Consider the following 17,746-nt stretch of genomic DNA (forward strand, 5'->3'; position numbering starts at 1 on the left):
AATCCCCCTTTTTCCCCCTTTTAAAAGGGGGATTTGTAATCGATGTTCTTTCATTTTCCGTTCTTTTTCCTATCTCTCTTAGTAGTATTGTATCATTTAGGATCAACCGTAAATTTAAAATTTCAGCCATTCTTCTTTCACCTCCGAAATGCCGCCCATTCAATGCTGTTTTTAAGCAATTCCCGGTACCGGGAATCGTCAAAAATCCCGGGACCGTGGCTTGGTTGCAGGTATACCGATCGGGTTTTTGGGTTGACTTCCCGGGTCCACATCAGGTGTTCCATGCTTTCCGAATGGGAGCTGCTGATCAATACATTTACTTGCGGAGAAATAAAAACCTGACCATATATCTCATCAAAAATTTCAAAATCCTCCATGCCCCGGATGATAGGATGGTCTTTATCTGCGATCCTGGCATCAAAATGTACATCATGCTGGTAATTAGATTGCGTTTGGGTATCATCCCCATTTTCAATGTACCGACCACCTAATACAGCCCGGTAAAAATCCCAATCCTGGTAGGAAACGATGGCATGATGGAGAAATACCAGTCCTATTCCTTTCTCTACCATTTGTTCAAAACCTGCCTTTTCCGCCTCGCTGATTTCCTGGACCATATCATAAAAGAGGATCACATCATATCCCTCAGGGTTTAGAAAATATGCATTGGCATCGGGCTGGGCCAATTCTTTATACTCCATGTTTTCCAAAGCATCCATCATTTCAAAAAAAGCCGGGCGGTCAAATCCATGCCCACCGGTGATTACCAGGACAGCGGTTTTCTCATCCTGCGCAAAAGTTACCTTTGCCATGCACAAACAGATAAGCAGGAATACACACAATGCTTTCATAGCGGGCTTATTTTATATTGGGGACACTTTTCGGGAATTCTGCCACCGGGTCTGAATTCCTGCGGAGCATGGTTTCCAATAGATCTTTTAAACGGTCTTTTAATTCCTGTGGCTGTATGATGGTCACCTCATCGGCCATCATGATGATCCACCTCAGAAAACCTTCTACAGAACAGGTCATAAAGGTCAGTAAAACAGTATCACCGAAGTCCTCTTTTAGTACAAATCCCTGGTCATAAAGTTGGGAATGGAGGTATTTAACCATTGATTTTTTTGTTGCTATAACCACTTTGGTCAGGTTCTCCTCTTTCTCTATTTTTTCAAGGTAAGCCTGAAGAGAGGGGTGATCTCCTTCAAATTTTTCCTCCATAACCTTTAACCCATTTATCCTGTCCAACCGGAATGTGCGGTAATCTTTCCTTAACCTGCAGTAAGCGATCATATACCATTGTTCGAAAGCAAAGTAAATCCCGATAGGTTCGAGGATACGGGTGGTGGTCTGCTCTTCTGCGAAAGTGGTGTAGCAGATTTCGATCAATTTGTTTTCAGAAAGGCTATCCAATATCCCTTGCAGTACCTGTTCCTTGCCAGCTGCTTGCAGGCTGTTTTTCCTTCTCACCTGAATGTAGGAAGATAGGTGCTCGATGGCATCTTTTTCCGGTTGGCGAAGGACTGATTTGATTTTGTAAACAGCAGTTTGAAAATTTTTACTACTTTCTCTATCCACCATTTTTTCAATGACCTTTTCTGCCACCAGGAAAGACAAGGCCTCTTCCCGGGTAAACATGACTGGTGGAAGCCGGTAACCGTCCACCAGGGCATATCCCTGTCCTGCCTCACCGATGATAGGGACACCCGCCTCCTCCAGGGCCCGCATGTCGCGGTAAACGGTCCTGAGACTTACGCCAAATCTTTCCGCAATCTCATTGGCCCGGATCAGCCTTTTGGATTGCAGTTGGGTGAGAATAGCGGTAAGTCTGTCTAGTCTGTTCATCTGTTATAAATGCAATTCAATGTAAGGATTTTTTAGTGTCTGAAAAAATCAATGATTTTTTTTGAGGAAAAGGTAAGCCTGCTGACATAGGGCTGTCACAGTCGGGAGTTTAATTTGGGATATCAATAAAATGCTAACCAAATAAAGATCATTATGGAGACCAAAGCAGTAAAAAGCGAAACCAAACATCAAATCATTTCTATCTCCCAGATGCATGCCCATTGGCAGGGGCACCGGAAGTTGACCAGGCGGGTCATTGAGGCCTTTCCGGACGACCAATTGTTTACTTTTAGTTTAGGAGGCATGCGCAGTTTCGGGGAGATGGTCAAGGAGCTGATCGCCATTGCCGGGCCAGGGGTGAAGGGGCTGGCTACAGGAGAGTGGAAAGAATTGGATGAAAACCTGGACCTGGGCGAGAGCAAGGAAAAACTGTTGAAAACCTGGGATGAAACCACTCAGGAAATCGACCACTGGTTTCCCAAAATCACATTGGATAAATACCAGGAAACGGTACTTGCCTTTGGTCAATACGAAGACAAAACATACTGCACCCTGCTGTACTTTATCGACAATGAAATTCATCACAGGGGCCAGGCATATGTTTATCTTCGGGCATTGGGCATCGCACCGCCAGATTTTTGGGAACGGTAACCTGTAGATGTGATATTTCTTCCGGTAGAAAATAAAAAAATAAAGCCCGAAGCTTTACAACTTCGGGCTTTAACCATTTATGCTCCGTTTATCCAGTTTTCTACCTCATCTTTGGTAGGGTTGGGGGCTTCCAGTTTGAGTTTTTTTCGTTTTCCGCAGACATCATTGAACAACTTGTTTGGGTTTTGTCCCCTCAGCTGATCCAATGTATGGATATTCAATTCCCGAATGGCCGGTACCAGACCAGGATGAATACCCCTTGCTATAAAATCATCGTCTGTAGCGACCTGCACTTTTTTCTCCGGTTTCATTTGTGGAAAGAACAAGACTTCCTGAATGGTGCTTTTGTTGGTCAGCATCATACAGAGCCTGTCGATGCCTATGCCCAATCCTGAGGTTGGGGGCATGCCATATTCCAATGCCCGCAGAAAATCCTCATCCATGGCCATGGCTTCATCATCTCCTCTGGCTGCCAGTTTGAGCTGTTCTTCGAAGCGTTCCCGCTGATCGACCGGGTCATTCAGCTCTGTGTACGCATTGGCGATTTCTTTTCCATTGACAAAGAGTTCGAACCTTTCCACCAGCCCGGGTTTGTCCCGGTGTTTTTTGGCAAGAGGGGTCATTTCTATGGGGTAGTCGGTGATGTAGGTGGGTTGAATAAGGTGGTCTTCCACTTTTTCACCAAAAATTTCATCAATGAGTTTTCCTTTTCCCATAGAGTCATCTACTTCGACTCCCATATCTGCACAAACGGCCCTCAGGGCTTTTTCATCCATCTGGCTTACATCCACCCCTGCATATTCCTGAATGGACTCAAACATGGTCAGTCTTCTGTAGGGCCCGGCAAATTCAATGGTGTTTTCACCTACCTTTGCCTGCGTTTGGCCCAATACGGCCTGGGCAATTTGCCCCAATAGGTCCTCTACCATTTCCATCATCCAGTTATAGTCTTTGTAGGCCACATAGATTTCCATGGAGGTGAATTCAGGGTTATGGGTGCGGTCCATACCTTCATTCCGAAACATTTTTCCAATTTCATACACCCCTTCAAACCCGCCAACGATCAACCGTTTCAGGTAAAGTTCATTGGCAATTCTTAAAAACAGGGGAATGTCAAGGGCATTGTGGTGGGTGTCGAAAGGTTTGGCGGCTGCTCCGCCATGTACCTGTTGAAGAATGGGGGTTTCCACTTCCAGCCAGCCATGATCATCAAAATACCTTCTCATGGAAGAGATGACCCGCGACCTGGCCACAAAGGTGTCTTTCACCTCCGGATTGACCACCAAATCCACATACCGCTGCCGGTACCGCAATTCCGGGTCGGTAAAACCATCATAAACATTTCCTTCCTCATCCCTTTTTACTACAGGAAGCGGTTTCAGGGATTTGGAAAGCAGGGTCAACTCCTGAACATGAAGTGAAATTTCTCCGGTTTGGGTGGTGAAAATAAAGCCTTTAAGCCCAATGAAATCACCTATGCCCAATAATTTTTTAAATACGGTATTGTAAAGGGTCTTGTCTTCCTCCGGACAAATGTCATCTCTTCTCACATAGATCTGCAGCCTGCCGCTACTGTCCTGTATTTCCGCAAAACTGGCTGAGCCCATAATCCTGCGGGTCATTAGCCTTCCTGCTATGCTGATATTCTTGTAGTCGTTTTTGCGATTTTCGTAATTTTTATGGATATCTGCCGCAGAGGCATTGATGGGGTAGGACAAGGCAGGGTAAGGGTCAATGCCCAACTGCATCAGTGATTCCCTGTCTTTTCTTCTTTCTATCTCCTGTTCGTTCAGTAATTGCATGTATTAAGGTGGTTATGCTATTGTTGGAAATTCAGGCAGGTTTTTACGCCTGCGTATCTCTTGTTTGATCAGTTTCAGTTCCCTGCCTGTTTGGCCGGAGATCCCGGAATTTTCTTCCGCTCTCCTGCCCAGGTAGGGCAATACTTCTTTTACCGGCCCATAGGGTAGGTATTTGACCACATTAAAGCCAGCTTTGGCCAGGTTAAAGGAAATGGGGTCGCTCATCCCGTAGAGTTGAGAAAAATAAATCCTTTCATCCGTACGGGAAAGCCCATGCAGGTCTATCAATTCAGCCAGAACCCTATTGCTCATTTCATTGTGGGATCCGCTGACCAGGGAGATCCTTTGCTTGTTGTTGATGCAGAATTGCAGGGCCTTGTCATAAGCCTGGTCGGTAGCTGACTTTGTCGCATGAATGGGGTCAGGATAGCCTTTTGCAGCTGCCGTTTCCCGCTCTTTCTCCATATAGGCTCCTCTCACCAATTTGGCACCCAGGAAATATCCCCTGGCTACGGCATCGTGATGCGCATCTTTCAAATTCCGCAGCATGTCCTTCCGGTACAATTGATAGGTATTGAAAACCAAAGCTCTTTCTTTGTTGAATTGCCTCATGGCTTCCTGTACCCATTGGTCGATTATTCCCTGAAACCAGCTTTCCTCTCCATCAACCATGATGCGAACATTGCTTTGAAATGCTTCCTGGCAAATACCCATGAATCTTTCTTTACCCTTAGACAGGGACGCTTCCGCTTGATCAGAAAGCGGCTGATTTTCCTGGGCCTGGGTAAGCAGATGGGTATCCACTATTCCAGAAACCTTAAAAACAGCAAAAGGCAGATTTTCGTTTTTGCCGGCTTCATCTATGGTCCGTATAATTTCCTCTTTGGCTGCAACAAAACTGCTTTCTTCACTTTTTCCCTCTACAGAATAATCAAGTATGGATTTGACCCCAAACCTGGCCAGCCGATCAATTGTAGGTTTACAGGAATCGATATTTTCCCCGCCGCAAAACTGTCGGAATACGGTTTTTTTGACTACTTTTTCCATAGGAAATCCCAGTGAAAAGGCCATTTTGGTTAGCCAAAGTCCGGTTTTCACCAAGGCAGGATAGCCCAATAATCGGAACAATGCACGGGTTTTTTTTAATTCATCGTCCGAAAGGTGGGCAAAAGCTGTCTCCAGATTGTCAAAAGAAAAAGCAGGTTTTTTTTCCATTTTCAAGGGGCAAAGATACCAAAAAAAACAGCTTGAGAGATGTATTTGTACTTTCTATTTGCCCTGTACCGGAATTTTTTAGTCTTATGGAAGTGAAATTCAATTCCAAGGCTTGTATTACTTGTCTTCCTTGGAAATAAAACCGGGATAAAGTAATGACCTGGTAAATAGAAATGATTAAATGTATATAATGGGATAAAAAAAATGAATTACTGTTTGATTTTTAAATGGGGAAAGGTTACATTTGAAGCATGAAAAAATTCGCGGCTACATATTTTAGCTTTTTTTACTTTTATTTTCGTCCCCACGGCCGAATCGGAGCTGCGTACTGTCTTGAAAAAATATAATTAAAGATAAACAAACACAGGAGCCCGATTCGAGAGAGTCGGGCTTTTTTATTTAACCGTAAATCAAACAATGGAAAATCACTTACAAACGAAAGACTGGGGCCTGGGCCTGGACAAGGAGCACCTGATCATCGCCGGACCCTGTAGTGCCGAAACACCTGAACAAATCGAAAAGGTTTGTCAGGATATGATCGCTGCAAATGTGGTCCCTGATGTGTTCAGGGCAGGTATATGGAAGCCAAGAACCAGGCCAGGTAGCTTCGAAGGTATCGGGGAAGATGGCTTGAAATGGATGGAAATCGTCAGGCATCAGCTCAATATTCCGATTACTACTGAGGTGGGAAACACCGCCCATGTGGAATCCGCCTTGAAGCATGGAGTAGATATCTTGTGGATTGGTGCCCGGACTACAGTAAACCCCTTTGCCGTTCAGGAAATTGCTGAAGCTCTGAAAGGTGTGGACATTCCTGTGATGGTGAAAAATCCGATGAACCCGGATCTGGAACTCTGGAGAGGTGCCCTGGAAAGACTACAGGCAGTAGGGGTAAACAAATTGGCAGCCATTCACCGGGGATTCAGTGATGCTTACGACAAGAAATTCCGGAACAAACCAAACTGGTCCATGCCCATTCACCTGAAAAGGATTTGGAAAGGCATGCAGGTGATCAATGACCCCAGCCATATTGTAGGTAATAGGACAGGACTATTAGAAACAGCCCAACGAGCGATTAATTTTGGATTGGACGGGCTGATGATTGAAACCCATCATGATCCGGACAATGCATGGAGTGATGCCAAACAACAGGTTACCCCCCAGCAGCTCAAGGATATTTTAAATCAGATTGATTTTAAGCATACCCTTCAGACTGAGCATCCTTCAGAAAAATTGCAGGACCTTAGAAATGCGGTTGATCATCTGGATGATCAGTTGTTGGATCTTCTGGCTGAGCGCTTTTCCATCATCGATCAGATTGGTTCTCACAAACGTGAGCACAACCTTACTGTTTTTCAGGCCGATCGCTGGAAGCAGGTCATGGACTCCAGAACCCAGAAGGGCATGGCCAAAAACCTAAGCGAGAAATTTATGAAGGAGTTGCTTTATTGCATTCATGAAGAATCAGTTAAGCGACAAGAGAAAAAATTACGACAGGAGCAACCATCCAACAAATCTGTATGACGGTTAAGCCCGTTTTATTTCATTGTAGTATTCTTTTGGCAGTTTTGGTTTTCAGGTTAGGCCTTATGATCAAATTTTATGCAAAGAGCAGGCTGAAGGTGGTATACCCCCTGGCAGCAAATATTCAGGAAATAAAACGGGTTTAATTTTTTATCTTTACCAAAAAAAACCGTTTTGGAAACAATCATATTTTCTTCCCATATCGCAGAGGATCTGCAGCGTTATCTCCATAATAAAAAATATTCCAGGTTAGGGGTTATTATGGACAGCCATACCATCAAGCATTGTTACCCGCTTGTTTCAGAAGGACTACCTGAACATTGCCTGCACGCCTTTGATGCTGGCGAGATACATAAAAACCTGGATACTTGTCAGGGAATCTGGCAATGGATGACAGACAATAATTTTGACCGTCAAACCCTGATTCTTAATATTGGTGGAGGAGTAACCGGAGACATGGGAGGCTTTTGTGCCAGTACCTATAAACGGGGAATCCGATTTGTCAATATCCCTACTACCTTGCTTTCACAAGTAGATGCCAGTGTGGGAGGTAAATTGGGTATTGACTTTAATGGGTTTAAAAATCACATTGGCGTTTTTAATCAGCCTGAAGGAGTCTTAATCAGTGAGGAATTTTTGACAACCCTACCAGAGGCCGAATTGCGCTCAGGCTATGCTGAGGTGATCAAACACGGTCTCATCAGGAACGAAAATTATTTCAATAGTTTGAAGACGGAAAACTGGCAAAATCAACCCTGGAAGGATATTATTGAAGTTTCGGTAGGAATCAAGCGGGAGGTGGTAGACAAGGACCCCAAAGAAAATGGCCTTAGAAAAATCCTCAATTTTGGACATACCATCGGGCACGCCATTGAGTCACACTACCTCAACAGCCCTTACCAACTTTTACATGGGGAGGCCATCGCCATAGGTATGGTAACGGAAGCTTTTCTGTCCCATAAATTTTTGCGCCTTCACAAAGTTCACCTGGACATCATTCAGCAAAAGTTGCTGGCCGTTTTTGGTAAAATATCCATTTCCGACAAGGATTTTGATGCCATCATCAAACTTTGTTTTCAGGATAAGAAAAATGATGGAGAGAAACTTAATTTCTCATTATTGAGAAAAATCGGAGATTGTGATTTTAATATAGTGGTGGACCGGGAGGCTGTTGTGGAGGCATTGGAATATTACAACAACCTGGAAGAGTAACCAAATGGGGATGACTTTATGCATCACCTTTTATTCCACCATTAAGCAATAAAAACATTCATGAAAAGCATTGAATTACCCCTACTTGAATCCTTTGGTAAAGTCCGTATCCCCCTTCCTTCATCTAAAAGTGAAAGCAATCGGGTTTTGATCATTGATGCCCTTACAGAAGGGAAAAACAAGTTATCCAATCTGGCTGAGGCCAGGGACACCCAGACCATGATCCGCTTGCTTAAGGATGATCCTGAAATCTTTGATGTATTGGATGCCGGTACCACCATGCGGTTTTTAACGGCTTATGCTGCCCTGAACAACAAGGTCAAAACCCTGACAGGTACCCCAAGAATGTGTGAGCGCCCCATAGGGATACTGGTAGATGCCTTGCGAGAGATCGGAGCAGAAATTGAATACCTTAAAAATGATGGTTTTCCTCCTCTGCACACCCATGGTTTTGCCGGGCAAAAAGCCAGTGAAATCAATATCCGTGGAGATGTAAGCAGCCAGTATATTTCAGCCCTGCTAATGAACGCACCTTTGCTTCCCAAAGGACTTGTCTTAAACCTTATCGGTAAGGTGGGATCACGTACCTACATCAGCATGACACTGGAATTGATGCGCACCTTCGGTGTGGATTACCAATTTGAAGGCAATCGCATCACTATTGCCCCACAGAAATATCAGGCTACCTCATTTTCTGTCGAGAGCGATTGGTCTGGAGCAAGTTACTGGTTCAGTTTACTGGCCTGTTCCAGATCCGGAGAATTGTTTTTGGATGGGTTAAAGGCCGATAGCCTGCAGGGTGATGCCCAGATCGTCCCCATCATGGACCGATTGGGTGTGAAAAGTACTTTCCGGGATGGAGGAGTTGTACTAAAACATCAACCCATCCGGGGTTTGCCTGAATTTGATTTTACCCATTGCCCAGACCTGGCCCAGACAGTGGCAGTTACCTGCGCCCTGACAGGCCAGCAAACTGATTTTACAGGGCTGGAAAGTTTACGGATCAAAGAGACTGACAGGATTGATGCTTTGCAAAAGGAACTGGCAAAAATCGGTTCCAAACTTGAGGAAAGAAGACCGGGTGTCTTTACCCTCGTCCCGGCAGAGCAAATTCCGGAAATGGTTGAAATTGAAACCTATGATGACCACCGCATGGCCATGGCTTTTATGCCTTTGATTAGCAAAACAAAGCTACGTGTTCTGGATCCGGAGGTGGTAAACAAATCTTACCCCAGTTTTTGGAAGCACTGTGAACTTCTGGGAGTAACGGCAAAGTACCGGGATTAATCGTTTTGATTATCAAAGATGAAAGGGCTGTATACCATTGTCCTGCTGCTGCTTTCCAATGCCTTCATGACCATGGCATGGTACGGGCATCTAAAGTTTAAGGAGCCGAGGTGGTTTGAGAATCTGGGGCTGATTTCCATTGTGCTGATCAGCTGGGGCATTGCGCTCTTCGAATATTTCTTTCAGGTCCCGGCAAACAGGATAGGCTATAAGGAAAATGGAGGGCCATTTAGCCTGGTAGAATTAAAAGTATTACAGGAAGTGATCACTTTGTTAGTGTTCATGGGGTTTACGCTATTGTTTTTCAAAAACGAAAGCATTCGGTGGAATCATTTAGTGGGTTTCTTCTTTTTGGTAGTGTCGGTTTATTTCATATTTAAAAAGTAAAAGCAATTGGAAAAACAATTGAAAATTGCCATTCAAGGCGTACTTGGTTCCTTCCATCATCAGGTAGCCCAGCAGTATTTTGGGGAAGGTATAGCAGTTTTTGGTTTCAATACCTTCGAGGAAGTGGCTAAAAGCGTAGAAAACGGAACAGTAGATTTCGCCGTGATGGCTATAGAAAACTCCATTGCAGGAGCAATTTTGCCCAATTATGACATTATCGACAGGCATGACCTGTTTGTAGTGGATGAGTATTACCTGCCCATATCCCATAACCTGATGGCCCTTCCCGGGCAGCAGCTTTCAGCCATCAGGGAAGCCAGGTCCCATCCCATGGCTTTGTTGCAATGCAAGCATTTTTTTGCCAGTCACCCTTGGATTCTTCCGGTAGATGATGTGGATACTGCCTATGTTGCAAAGGTGATAGCAGAACAAAAACTACAGGGATTGGCAGCAGTGGCCAGCACCAAGGCGGCTGAATATTACGGACTGGAAATCCTGGCCAGGGACATACAGACGGTAAAAGATAATTTCACCCGTTTTATCATCCTTCAAAAAGATAAGCCAGCTCCAGGCATTGCCCCCACTAAGGCCAGTCTGAAAATTACCGTTCGCAATGAGAAAGGAGTATTGGCGAAATTGCTGACAGTAATGAGTGAGCATGATCTGGATCTGACCAAAATTCAATCCATTCCTGTAATGAGCAAACCCTGGGAATACACTTTTTTTATTGATACCTTAATAGCAGATGAAGGTCAATTTAAAACTGCAATGGACTTCATCGAAGCCAAATATGGAGATGTGAAAATATTTGGTGCTTACCAAAACAAAAAATGATGAAAGGTTATTCAGCAAGATTGGCAGAGGTTCAGGAATATTACTTTTCCAAAAAACTCAAAGAGGTACAGCAACTCAGGAATGCCGGTAGGCCCATCATCAATATGGGAATAGGGAGTCCGGATTTGCCACCTGATCCCAGTGTAATTACCGCACTTAATGAGACGGCTGCTTTACCCAATTCCCATGGATACCAATCTTACCAGGGTACCCCTGAACTCAGGAAGGCAATGACGGATTTTTATTCCAGGAATTATGGCGTAAAACTGGATCCCCAATCCGAGATGCTTCCCCTGATGGGATCAAAGGAAGGTATCATGCACATATCTATGGCTTTTCTGGATGAGGGAGATGAGGTATTGGTGCCCAATCCGGGATATCCTACCTACACCTCGGTAACCAGGCTGCTGAAAGCCCAGCCTGTTTATTTTGACTTGTTGGAGCAAGGTGATTGGGAACCAGATTGGGAGGCACTGGAAAACCTGGATCTTTCCAGGGTAAAACTCATGTGGGTCAATTACCCCCACATGCCCACAGGGGCTAAAGGATCCATAGAGCTCTTTTCCAAACTGTTAAACTTTGCCCGCAGAAATGATATTTTACTGATTCATGACAATCCTTACAGCTTTATTCTGAATGAGGAGCCGCTGAGTTTACTTGCACTTCCAGGTGCGATGGACCATGTTCTGGAGCTGAATTCATTGAGCAAAACCTTCAATATTCCGGGTTGGCGTGTGGGAATGCTGGCAGGAAGGGAGGATTATCTTCAGGCGGTATTGCGGGTGAAAAGTAATATGGATTCCGGGATGTTTCTGGGAATTCAGGCAGGAGCAGTGGCTGCGCTGGGCCTGGATAATTCCTGGATCAGTTCTATGAATGCCATTTACGCCAGGAGAAAAGCTTTGGTGTTGGAAATAACAAGACAGTTGCAATTGGAGGTTTCTGAAGGAGCTGTAGGTTTATTTGTCTGGGCCAAAGTGCCGGCATCTGTTCAGGCACTGGAATTGGTTGACCGGTTGCTGTATGAGAAGGATATTTTCATCACTCCCGGGATGATATTTGGCAGCAGAGGAAATGACCATGTCCGTTTTTCCCTTTGCGTTGACGAATTATTGGTCAAAGAAGCTCTTGGCAGGCTTATTAAATAAAACAATCATGAAAAAAATACATATTATTGGTTTGGGATTATTGGGAGGTTCATTCGCCCTGGCACTTAAAAAAGTTTTCCCGGATTGGGAGATAACCGGTTTTGACAATGATCCGGATCACATGGCCATGGCCCTGGAAATGGGGCTTGTTTCCCGGAAACTGGAGGTGCCGGAGGAAGATACTGATGCTGTCATTTTGGCCACACCTGTGGATACGCTCCTTGGACTGCTGGGAAAAACCCTTGAGCAGGTAGGGCCAAACACCTTGATCATGGATTTTGGCTCTACAAAAGGACAGCTTTGCCGTCAAATGGCCACCCATCCCAAACGGAATCAATATTTGGCAGTTCACCCGATCGCAGGCACGGAAAATTCCGGCCCAGGTGCTGCAACAGGAAATCTATTTGATGGTAAGGTTTTGATAATCTGTGAAATGGAAAAAACGGATATTCACCTGAAGGGCCTTGCATACGATATCTTTGAGGCGGTAAACATGAAGCTACGGTTCATGGATCCCGGTGATCACGATCTTCACCTTGCCTTTGTTTCTCATCTTTCTCATGTGTCCTCCTTTGTATTGGGAAAGACAGTGCTGGACAAAACGAAGGATGAAAAAAACATTTTCGATATGGCAGGTAGCGGCTTTGCGTCTACGGTTCGTCTGGCCAAAAGTTCTCCGGCCATGTGGGCCCCTATTTTTTTAGAAAATAAGGAGAATGTCCTGGAAGCCATGGATAGTTATATCAAACACCTCTCCCAATTTAGAAGCATGATAGCGGAGGAAAATGTGGATGGCTTGAATCATGAAATGCTAGAGGCAAATAAAATACGGGATATTTTAGATATTAAGGAGTAATCGGAAATAATATTTTCGGTATTAGTAATTATTCCTGACTATTTTGTAGATTTATTAATATGCGATTATCGATAGCTTCAGAATTCAGGACGCTTAGGGAGGTGTTGATGCACCGGCCCGGGGGAGAAATTGACAGGTTGACCCCCTACAATAAGAAATTGCTGTTATTTGAAGACGTTCCCTATCTGGAAGAAATGCAGCGGGAGCATGATGTCTTTACCAGAATGATAAGGGAAAGTTGCGGGGCTAAGGTGTATTTTTTCGAGGATTTGTTGTTGGATATTTTAGACCAACCAGCATTGCGGAGAGAATTGATGCAGGAAGCTTTATCGGCCTCACGGCTGGGACACCTGACGGATGAACTCTTAGGAGTACTTTCTGTAGCGGATTGCGCCAAAGGCTTGATGGCAGGTATTAAAGTTCATGAAGTAAGACGGAAGCTGAGTTCTTATTCATTGGCAGACTTGTTGGATGTGGCCTTTTTGATACCTCCTTGCCCCAATCTGTACTTCCAAAGGGATACCGCTGCTGTAGTCCCGGGAGGTATGATTTTTTCCAGTATGCGTTTGCCTGAGCGGCAGAGGGAAGCCAATATGGTCCGACGGATTTTTGAAAACCACCACCTGTTCAAGGAAAAGATTTGCAAACAATATCCTCTGGATGCGCACAACAATCCAGCCTCATTGGAAGGAGGAGATGTGATCATCCTGAATGAAAAAGCGGTGGCTATAGGCTATTCCGAAAGAACGGATGAAAAAGCCATTTATCATGTGGCCAAAAATTTGATCGCATCAGGGAAAGTGGAACGGATCTATGAAGTCCATCTGCCCAAGAAAAGAAATTTCATGCACCTGGATACAGTTTTTACTATTTTGGATGAAAATAAAGTACTTACCTATCCGGATGCCATTCAATCTGTTCAGCGAATTTCTCTATACGTGCGTAAAGAGGATGAGGGGACTGAAATACATGTAAAGCGGCTGCATCTCAAAGAACAACTTCGGGATATACTAAAAAAAGAGATTCCCGGGCTGGAAGTCATTGGCACGGAAAGGGTAAACCAGGAGTATGCCCTAAGGGAGCAGTGGTTTGATGGGGCCAATGTGTTTACAGTAGCTCCCGGAAAAGTGATTTCCTACAACCGGAACAAACATACCAACCGGGCTTTACGGGAATTTGGAATTGAGGTATTGGAAATTCCTTCCTCAGAGCTATCCAGGGGGCTTGGAGGGCCCAGGTGCATGAGTATGCCTATCAGCAGAGAGAATTCTTAAAAGCTGTCAAAGAAGGATCTTCTTCTGGAGACCTTAAGGTCTCTGAGGATATTGGATTTTACCCGGATATCAATATTGTAGGAGGTGAACCGGCCAAATGGGACCCAGTTTACATTCATCTGCCAGCAGTGCAGGTCCCTGGCGATGCCTATCATGGTTTGGGTGATCCTTGCAGCAGCGACATCATAACCCGAGTTGAAATTGATTTTCCATTTGTCTGAAATGCTCAAATCTCCGGAGATATTGATGGCCTGTGTGATATTGGTATTGCCTGATGCTGCTTTATTATAGCTCAGGTTATAGCCATAAGTCAGGTTCCAGGGGATGGACCAATCAATATACTGGCTGGGATCATTGGCAATGCGGTTGATTTCATTTTCCACAAAATCATTCATCTGCCCTCCCTGATTCAGGAATTCATTGGTAAGCTCATCTTGTACCTCTCCCGGGGATTTTTCAGTTTTGCTGGGGTTGATACTTCCATTAATATTAAGCGAGGCTCTCCGTATGGTACCCAGTCCCTGTCCCCTTTTCCAGGCAAAGGAGTTGATTCTTCTGGTTACTTCACGTTCGCCACTTTGGAAGGTACCCGTGGCGTAGGGGTCGAAATTGGCGCTCAGGTTGACAGAAAGTTTGTTTTGAAACAGGGATGTCCGGGTGTTGAAGTTCAGGGGGGCCAGATTAAAGGAGTCCACCGCAAAGTTATAGCTGGTAGACACATTTAAGGTTTGCAATATGGGTACTTTTTTTGTCTCCGCCTCGGCAGTATCGCTCTCAGTCCTCACCTTGGCCTCCAGTACGTTCCGTATATTGATACTCAGAGATTTGGATTCTCCCATGGGGGCGCCCCCATAAATAAATCCCTGATACCTGGAGAGTCTTTGGATCCTGCCTCCGGCGTTGGTCTGTACTTCCTGGTAATACCCGTATTTCGGATCAGAAAAGTCCGGTGTGCTTGTAAATCCAAAAGTAGGTTGCATGTGGTGCCGGATGGCCTCTATTTTTGAACCTTCTCTAAAGGTATAAAATCCGTAAATATTGGTGGAAAGGTTAAAGGAAGAATTGTAATAATTAACGCGGTTAAAGCCACTTTCCAAAATGCGGTCCAGTCTTTCTTCGGCAGGATTGTAGTAATAGTTGATCCGGTCCAGGTACCAGAGCTCTGTGAAATTCATGGAAGCCGTGCCGGTAAAAAACCGAAAGAGGCTGAAATTGGAGGAAATGGGTACCGTATGCCTGAAGCCATTGTCCGCATCCCTAAGCAACTGTGGCAGGTTGGCAAAGGTAAAAGGCAGTACATCAGGGGCATTGGGCTGTCCCAACTCCTCAATCTGTTGCTGCAGGTTCGGGTCTACTCCCAGTTCCGGAGTGATCCGGTTATTGATAGAGTTTTGGGCATTGAAGTTCCAGGCAATGTTCAGGGTTTTTAGCGGTTCAAATTGTATGTTTCTGAAGGGGTTTTGGCGGTTCATATTGACCGCCACATCCGGAAGCAGCAGGTTTACCTCATCAGTAACCTGATTTTGGGAATGCCGCAAATTGGCAGACATGCTGAATGGCGTGCCGGTAAAAGTTTTGCTGTAGGATATATTTGAGGAAAAATCCGATTGTTGGTTTTGTTGGAAGTTTCCCTGGTTAAGGATATTGTCATTATAGGACTTGGTTCCGAAATTGGCAGAAGCAGAAAACCTTGAATTGCCCCTGGATTCAGGGGTATGGTTCCAGCGAAACCAAAAAGCATCATACTCCAGGGGTTGTTCTGCCGTTTCCGGACTTTGAAACTTCTGGTAGTCTATGTTCAGGCCACCTTTAAAACGGTATCTTTTGTTATAAACGGAGGCGGTTTTGGCACCATAGCCCCCTTTGGAGAAAATTTCTCCGGTAACACGGGTATGTACGTAATCATTAAAAGCAAAATAGTAACCAAAATCCCTTAGGAAAAACCCTCGCCGCTGTTCTTCTCCATAGGAAGGAAATATGATCCCTGAGGTTTTCTCTTCTGGTGTGTCGGGGATAACACCAAAAGGCAGGCCAAGGGGAGTGGGTATATTGTTAAAATACAGGTTAAAAGGACCGGAGACGATGTGTTTTCCCCTCACAGATTTAATTTTGGAAGAGGAAATGTGCCAGTGGGGTTCTACCAGATCACAGGTTGTATAAAAGCCATTTTTCAGGTAAACCGATCCGTCCTTGGTTTTTTTGACGGTTTCCCCCCTGAGCAGACCTTCATCCTGTTGGGTCACCACATCAGAAATAATGGCTTTTTGACTTTCAAAATTGTAGCGCATCTTTTCTCTGATTTCATAAATGCTTTCCCCTTCCTTGAATATGGGAGTTCCCTGCGCCACCCCCGTACTGTCGGCCAGCCCTGAAGCATAAAGCTCACTTTTTTCCCAATCGATGATGATATAATCTGCATCCAGCCGGATATTGCCATATTCAAACCAGGCTCCTTTGTATAAATAAACCTTATTTTGGGTAAAATCGGAAATGATACTGTCTTCGGCGTAATAATTGATGGTGGTTGTGATATCACCGATTTCCTGGTTAATTGCAGAGTCAAGATCAGCAGAGGAAATGTTGAGTATACTATCGGGAAGTACCGGAAGCAGGGTATCTGCCTTTACATCAGGCTTTGTTAAAGTATCCGGGGCAGTCAGTTCAATTTCAGAGGAGCGGGTTTTGCCGGTTTCCTGTCCAAACAATGCCTGCCCAAAAAGCGTAAGCATGACCAGGGAAAGAAAAGCGAGCTTGATATTATGCACTGATAATTTCTGTTTGCTTTAAAAATTTCTAATTTTTGCGTAAAGTTAACGTTATTAACGTTTATGAAACGAACCAGGTTGAAAAATATTCTTATAATTTCGCTGCTTTCCTTAACCTTTGTTTTTGTGGGTTTTATCCCTACCGGGGAGAAAAAGGCAGAGTTTAAGCTCAGGCGAATTGTTATTGATGCGGGACATGGAGGTAAAGATCCGGGTACCATAGGCAAGATTTCCCAGGAGAAGGATGTCGCCCTGGATCTTGCATTGAAAGTTGGGACCTATATACAGGATTTACTACCAGAGGTGGAGGTGATTTATACCCGAAAAACAGATAAATTCATTGAGCTAAAGGAAAGGGCTAACATTGCCAACAGAAACAGGGCAGATTTATTCATTTCCATCCATTGCAATGCTACCTCCTCGTCACGGGTGCATGGCACGGAAACCTTTGTGATGGGAAACAAGAATTTCGATGCCAATTTTGAGATCGTGAAACGAGAAAATGCGGTAATTTTATTGGAAGATGACTACCAGGAAAATTACGAAGGGTTTGATCCTCAGTCTCCGGAGTCTTATATGATGTTTAACCTGATGCAAAGGGCTTATTTTTCAAATAGCCTTTCACTGGCAGAAAAAATTGAAAAGGATTTTTCTACCAGGGTCAACAGGCATTCAAGAGGAGTGAAACAGGCACCGTTTTATGTGCTTTGGACAACGAGTATGCCCAGTGTGCTGATTGAGGCAGGATTTCTCTCCAACCTCAGCGAGGAGCGCTACCTGAACAGCAAAAACGGTCAAACATATGTGGCCTCCGGGATATTCAGGGCCATTAAAGCCTATAAAGAAGAAATAGAATCTCTCTGAGGATTTAAAGCTAGATCACCGCTGCTCTGTTGACATTGCACAGAATAAGGAAAGGGACATGTTTTTAAATTTTAATTCGGTA

The 17,746-nt window shown here is 44.5% G+C and carries 15 protein-coding genes; 10 read left to right on the forward strand and 5 right to left on the reverse strand.

All coding sequences use genetic code 11. The features are described from left to right. Positions 1-137: 137 nt before the first annotated feature. Together HUJ21_RS18865 and HUJ21_RS18870 are read right to left on the reverse strand one after the other, a co-directional pair. Positions 138-851 carry a ThuA domain-containing protein gene (locus HUJ21_RS18865; protein ID WP_291372080.1) on the reverse strand — a complete coding sequence of 238 codons (714 nt, stop codon included), beginning with the start codon at positions 849-851 and terminating at the stop codon, positions 138-140. A 7-nt stretch (positions 852-858) separates the two neighbouring features. Continuing rightward, the gene (locus HUJ21_RS18870; protein ID WP_291372081.1) at positions 859-1,845 is read right to left on the reverse strand and encodes a YafY family protein; all 987 of its coding nucleotides are present in this window, start codon (positions 1,843-1,845) and stop codon (positions 859-861) included. Positions 1,846-1,998: 153 nt separating this feature from the next. On the opposite strand from HUJ21_RS18870, the gene HUJ21_RS18875 reads away from it, so the two are divergent. Continuing rightward, positions 1,999-2,496 (forward strand): DinB family protein, encoded by a 498-nt coding sequence (locus tag HUJ21_RS18875; protein ID WP_291372082.1) that lies wholly within the window; start codon positions 1,999-2,001, stop codon positions 2,494-2,496. A 77-nt stretch (positions 2,497-2,573) separates the two neighbouring features. Here the strand turns inward: HUJ21_RS18875 and lysS are convergent, their stop codons facing one another. Together lysS and HUJ21_RS18885 are read right to left on the reverse strand one after the other, a co-directional pair. Then, positions 2,574-4,298, reverse strand: coding sequence for a lysine--tRNA ligase (gene lysS, locus HUJ21_RS18880; RefSeq protein ID WP_291372083.1), 1,725 nt, complete (start codon positions 4,296-4,298; stop codon positions 2,574-2,576). Positions 4,299-4,310: 12 nt separating this feature from the next. Beyond that, positions 4,311-5,513, reverse strand: coding sequence for a proline dehydrogenase family protein (locus HUJ21_RS18885; RefSeq protein ID WP_291372084.1), 1,203 nt, complete (start codon positions 5,511-5,513; stop codon positions 4,311-4,313). A gap of 417 nt (positions 5,514-5,930) precedes the next feature. Between HUJ21_RS18885 and HUJ21_RS18890 the strand changes: the two genes are divergently transcribed. The 8 genes from HUJ21_RS18890 to HUJ21_RS18925 all read left to right on the forward strand — a co-directional run bounded on the left by HUJ21_RS18890 (position 5,931) and on the right by HUJ21_RS18925 (position 14,035). Next, on the forward strand, positions 5,931-7,037 hold the full coding sequence (locus HUJ21_RS18890) for a chorismate mutase (protein ID WP_166147563.1): 1,107 nt from the start codon (positions 5,931-5,933) through the stop codon (positions 7,035-7,037). Between the two features lie 174 nt (positions 7,038-7,211). Continuing rightward, positions 7,212-8,249 carry a 3-dehydroquinate synthase gene (gene aroB, locus HUJ21_RS18895; RefSeq protein WP_291372085.1) on the forward strand — a complete coding sequence of 346 codons (1,038 nt, stop codon included), beginning with the start codon at positions 7,212-7,214 and terminating at the stop codon, positions 8,247-8,249. A gap of 60 nt (positions 8,250-8,309) precedes the next feature. Next, a complete protein-coding gene (locus tag HUJ21_RS18900) occupies positions 8,310-9,536 on the forward strand; it encodes a 3-phosphoshikimate 1-carboxyvinyltransferase (protein WP_291372086.1) in 1,227 nt (408 codons plus the stop codon). An 18-nt stretch (positions 9,537-9,554) separates the two neighbouring features. Next, positions 9,555-9,923, forward strand: coding sequence for a DMT family protein (locus tag HUJ21_RS18905; protein WP_291372087.1), 369 nt, complete (start codon positions 9,555-9,557; stop codon positions 9,921-9,923). A gap of 6 nt (positions 9,924-9,929) precedes the next feature. Then, positions 9,930-10,757 (forward strand): prephenate dehydratase, encoded by an 828-nt coding sequence (locus tag HUJ21_RS18910; protein ID WP_291372088.1) that lies wholly within the window; start codon positions 9,930-9,932, stop codon positions 10,755-10,757. Beyond that, positions 10,757-11,905 carry an aminotransferase class I/II-fold pyridoxal phosphate-dependent enzyme gene (locus HUJ21_RS18915; RefSeq protein WP_291372115.1) on the forward strand — a complete coding sequence of 383 codons (1,149 nt, stop codon included), beginning with the start codon at positions 10,757-10,759 and terminating at the stop codon, positions 11,903-11,905. Before HUJ21_RS18910 ends, HUJ21_RS18915 begins: the two co-directional genes overlap by 1 nt. A gap of 7 nt (positions 11,906-11,912) precedes the next feature. Further along, positions 11,913-12,761, forward strand: a complete 849-nt coding sequence (locus HUJ21_RS18920; protein ID WP_291372089.1) for a prephenate dehydrogenase — start codon at positions 11,913-11,915, stop codon at positions 12,759-12,761. Between the two features lie 59 nt (positions 12,762-12,820). After that, the gene (locus HUJ21_RS18925) at positions 12,821-14,035 is read left to right on the forward strand and encodes an arginine deiminase family protein (RefSeq protein ID WP_291372090.1); all 1,215 of its coding nucleotides are present in this window, start codon (positions 12,821-12,823) and stop codon (positions 14,033-14,035) included. Here HUJ21_RS18925 and HUJ21_RS18930 read toward each other — a convergent pair. Beyond that, positions 14,032-16,764, reverse strand: a complete 2,733-nt coding sequence (locus HUJ21_RS18930; protein WP_291372116.1) for a putative LPS assembly protein LptD — start codon at positions 16,762-16,764, stop codon at positions 14,032-14,034. The two genes, HUJ21_RS18925 and HUJ21_RS18930, sit on opposite strands and share 4 nt — an antisense overlap. 99 nt (positions 16,765-16,863) lie before the next feature. Here HUJ21_RS18930 and HUJ21_RS18935 point away from each other — a divergent pair, with 99 nt between their 5' ends. Next, positions 16,864-17,664, forward strand: a complete 801-nt coding sequence (locus HUJ21_RS18935) for an N-acetylmuramoyl-L-alanine amidase (protein ID WP_291372091.1) — start codon at positions 16,864-16,866, stop codon at positions 17,662-17,664. Positions 17,665-17,746 lie beyond the last annotated feature (82 nt).

This window comes from Cyclobacterium sp. (assembly GCF_014762705.1).
GTDB lineage: Bacteria > Bacteroidota > Bacteroidia > Cytophagales > Cyclobacteriaceae > Cyclobacterium.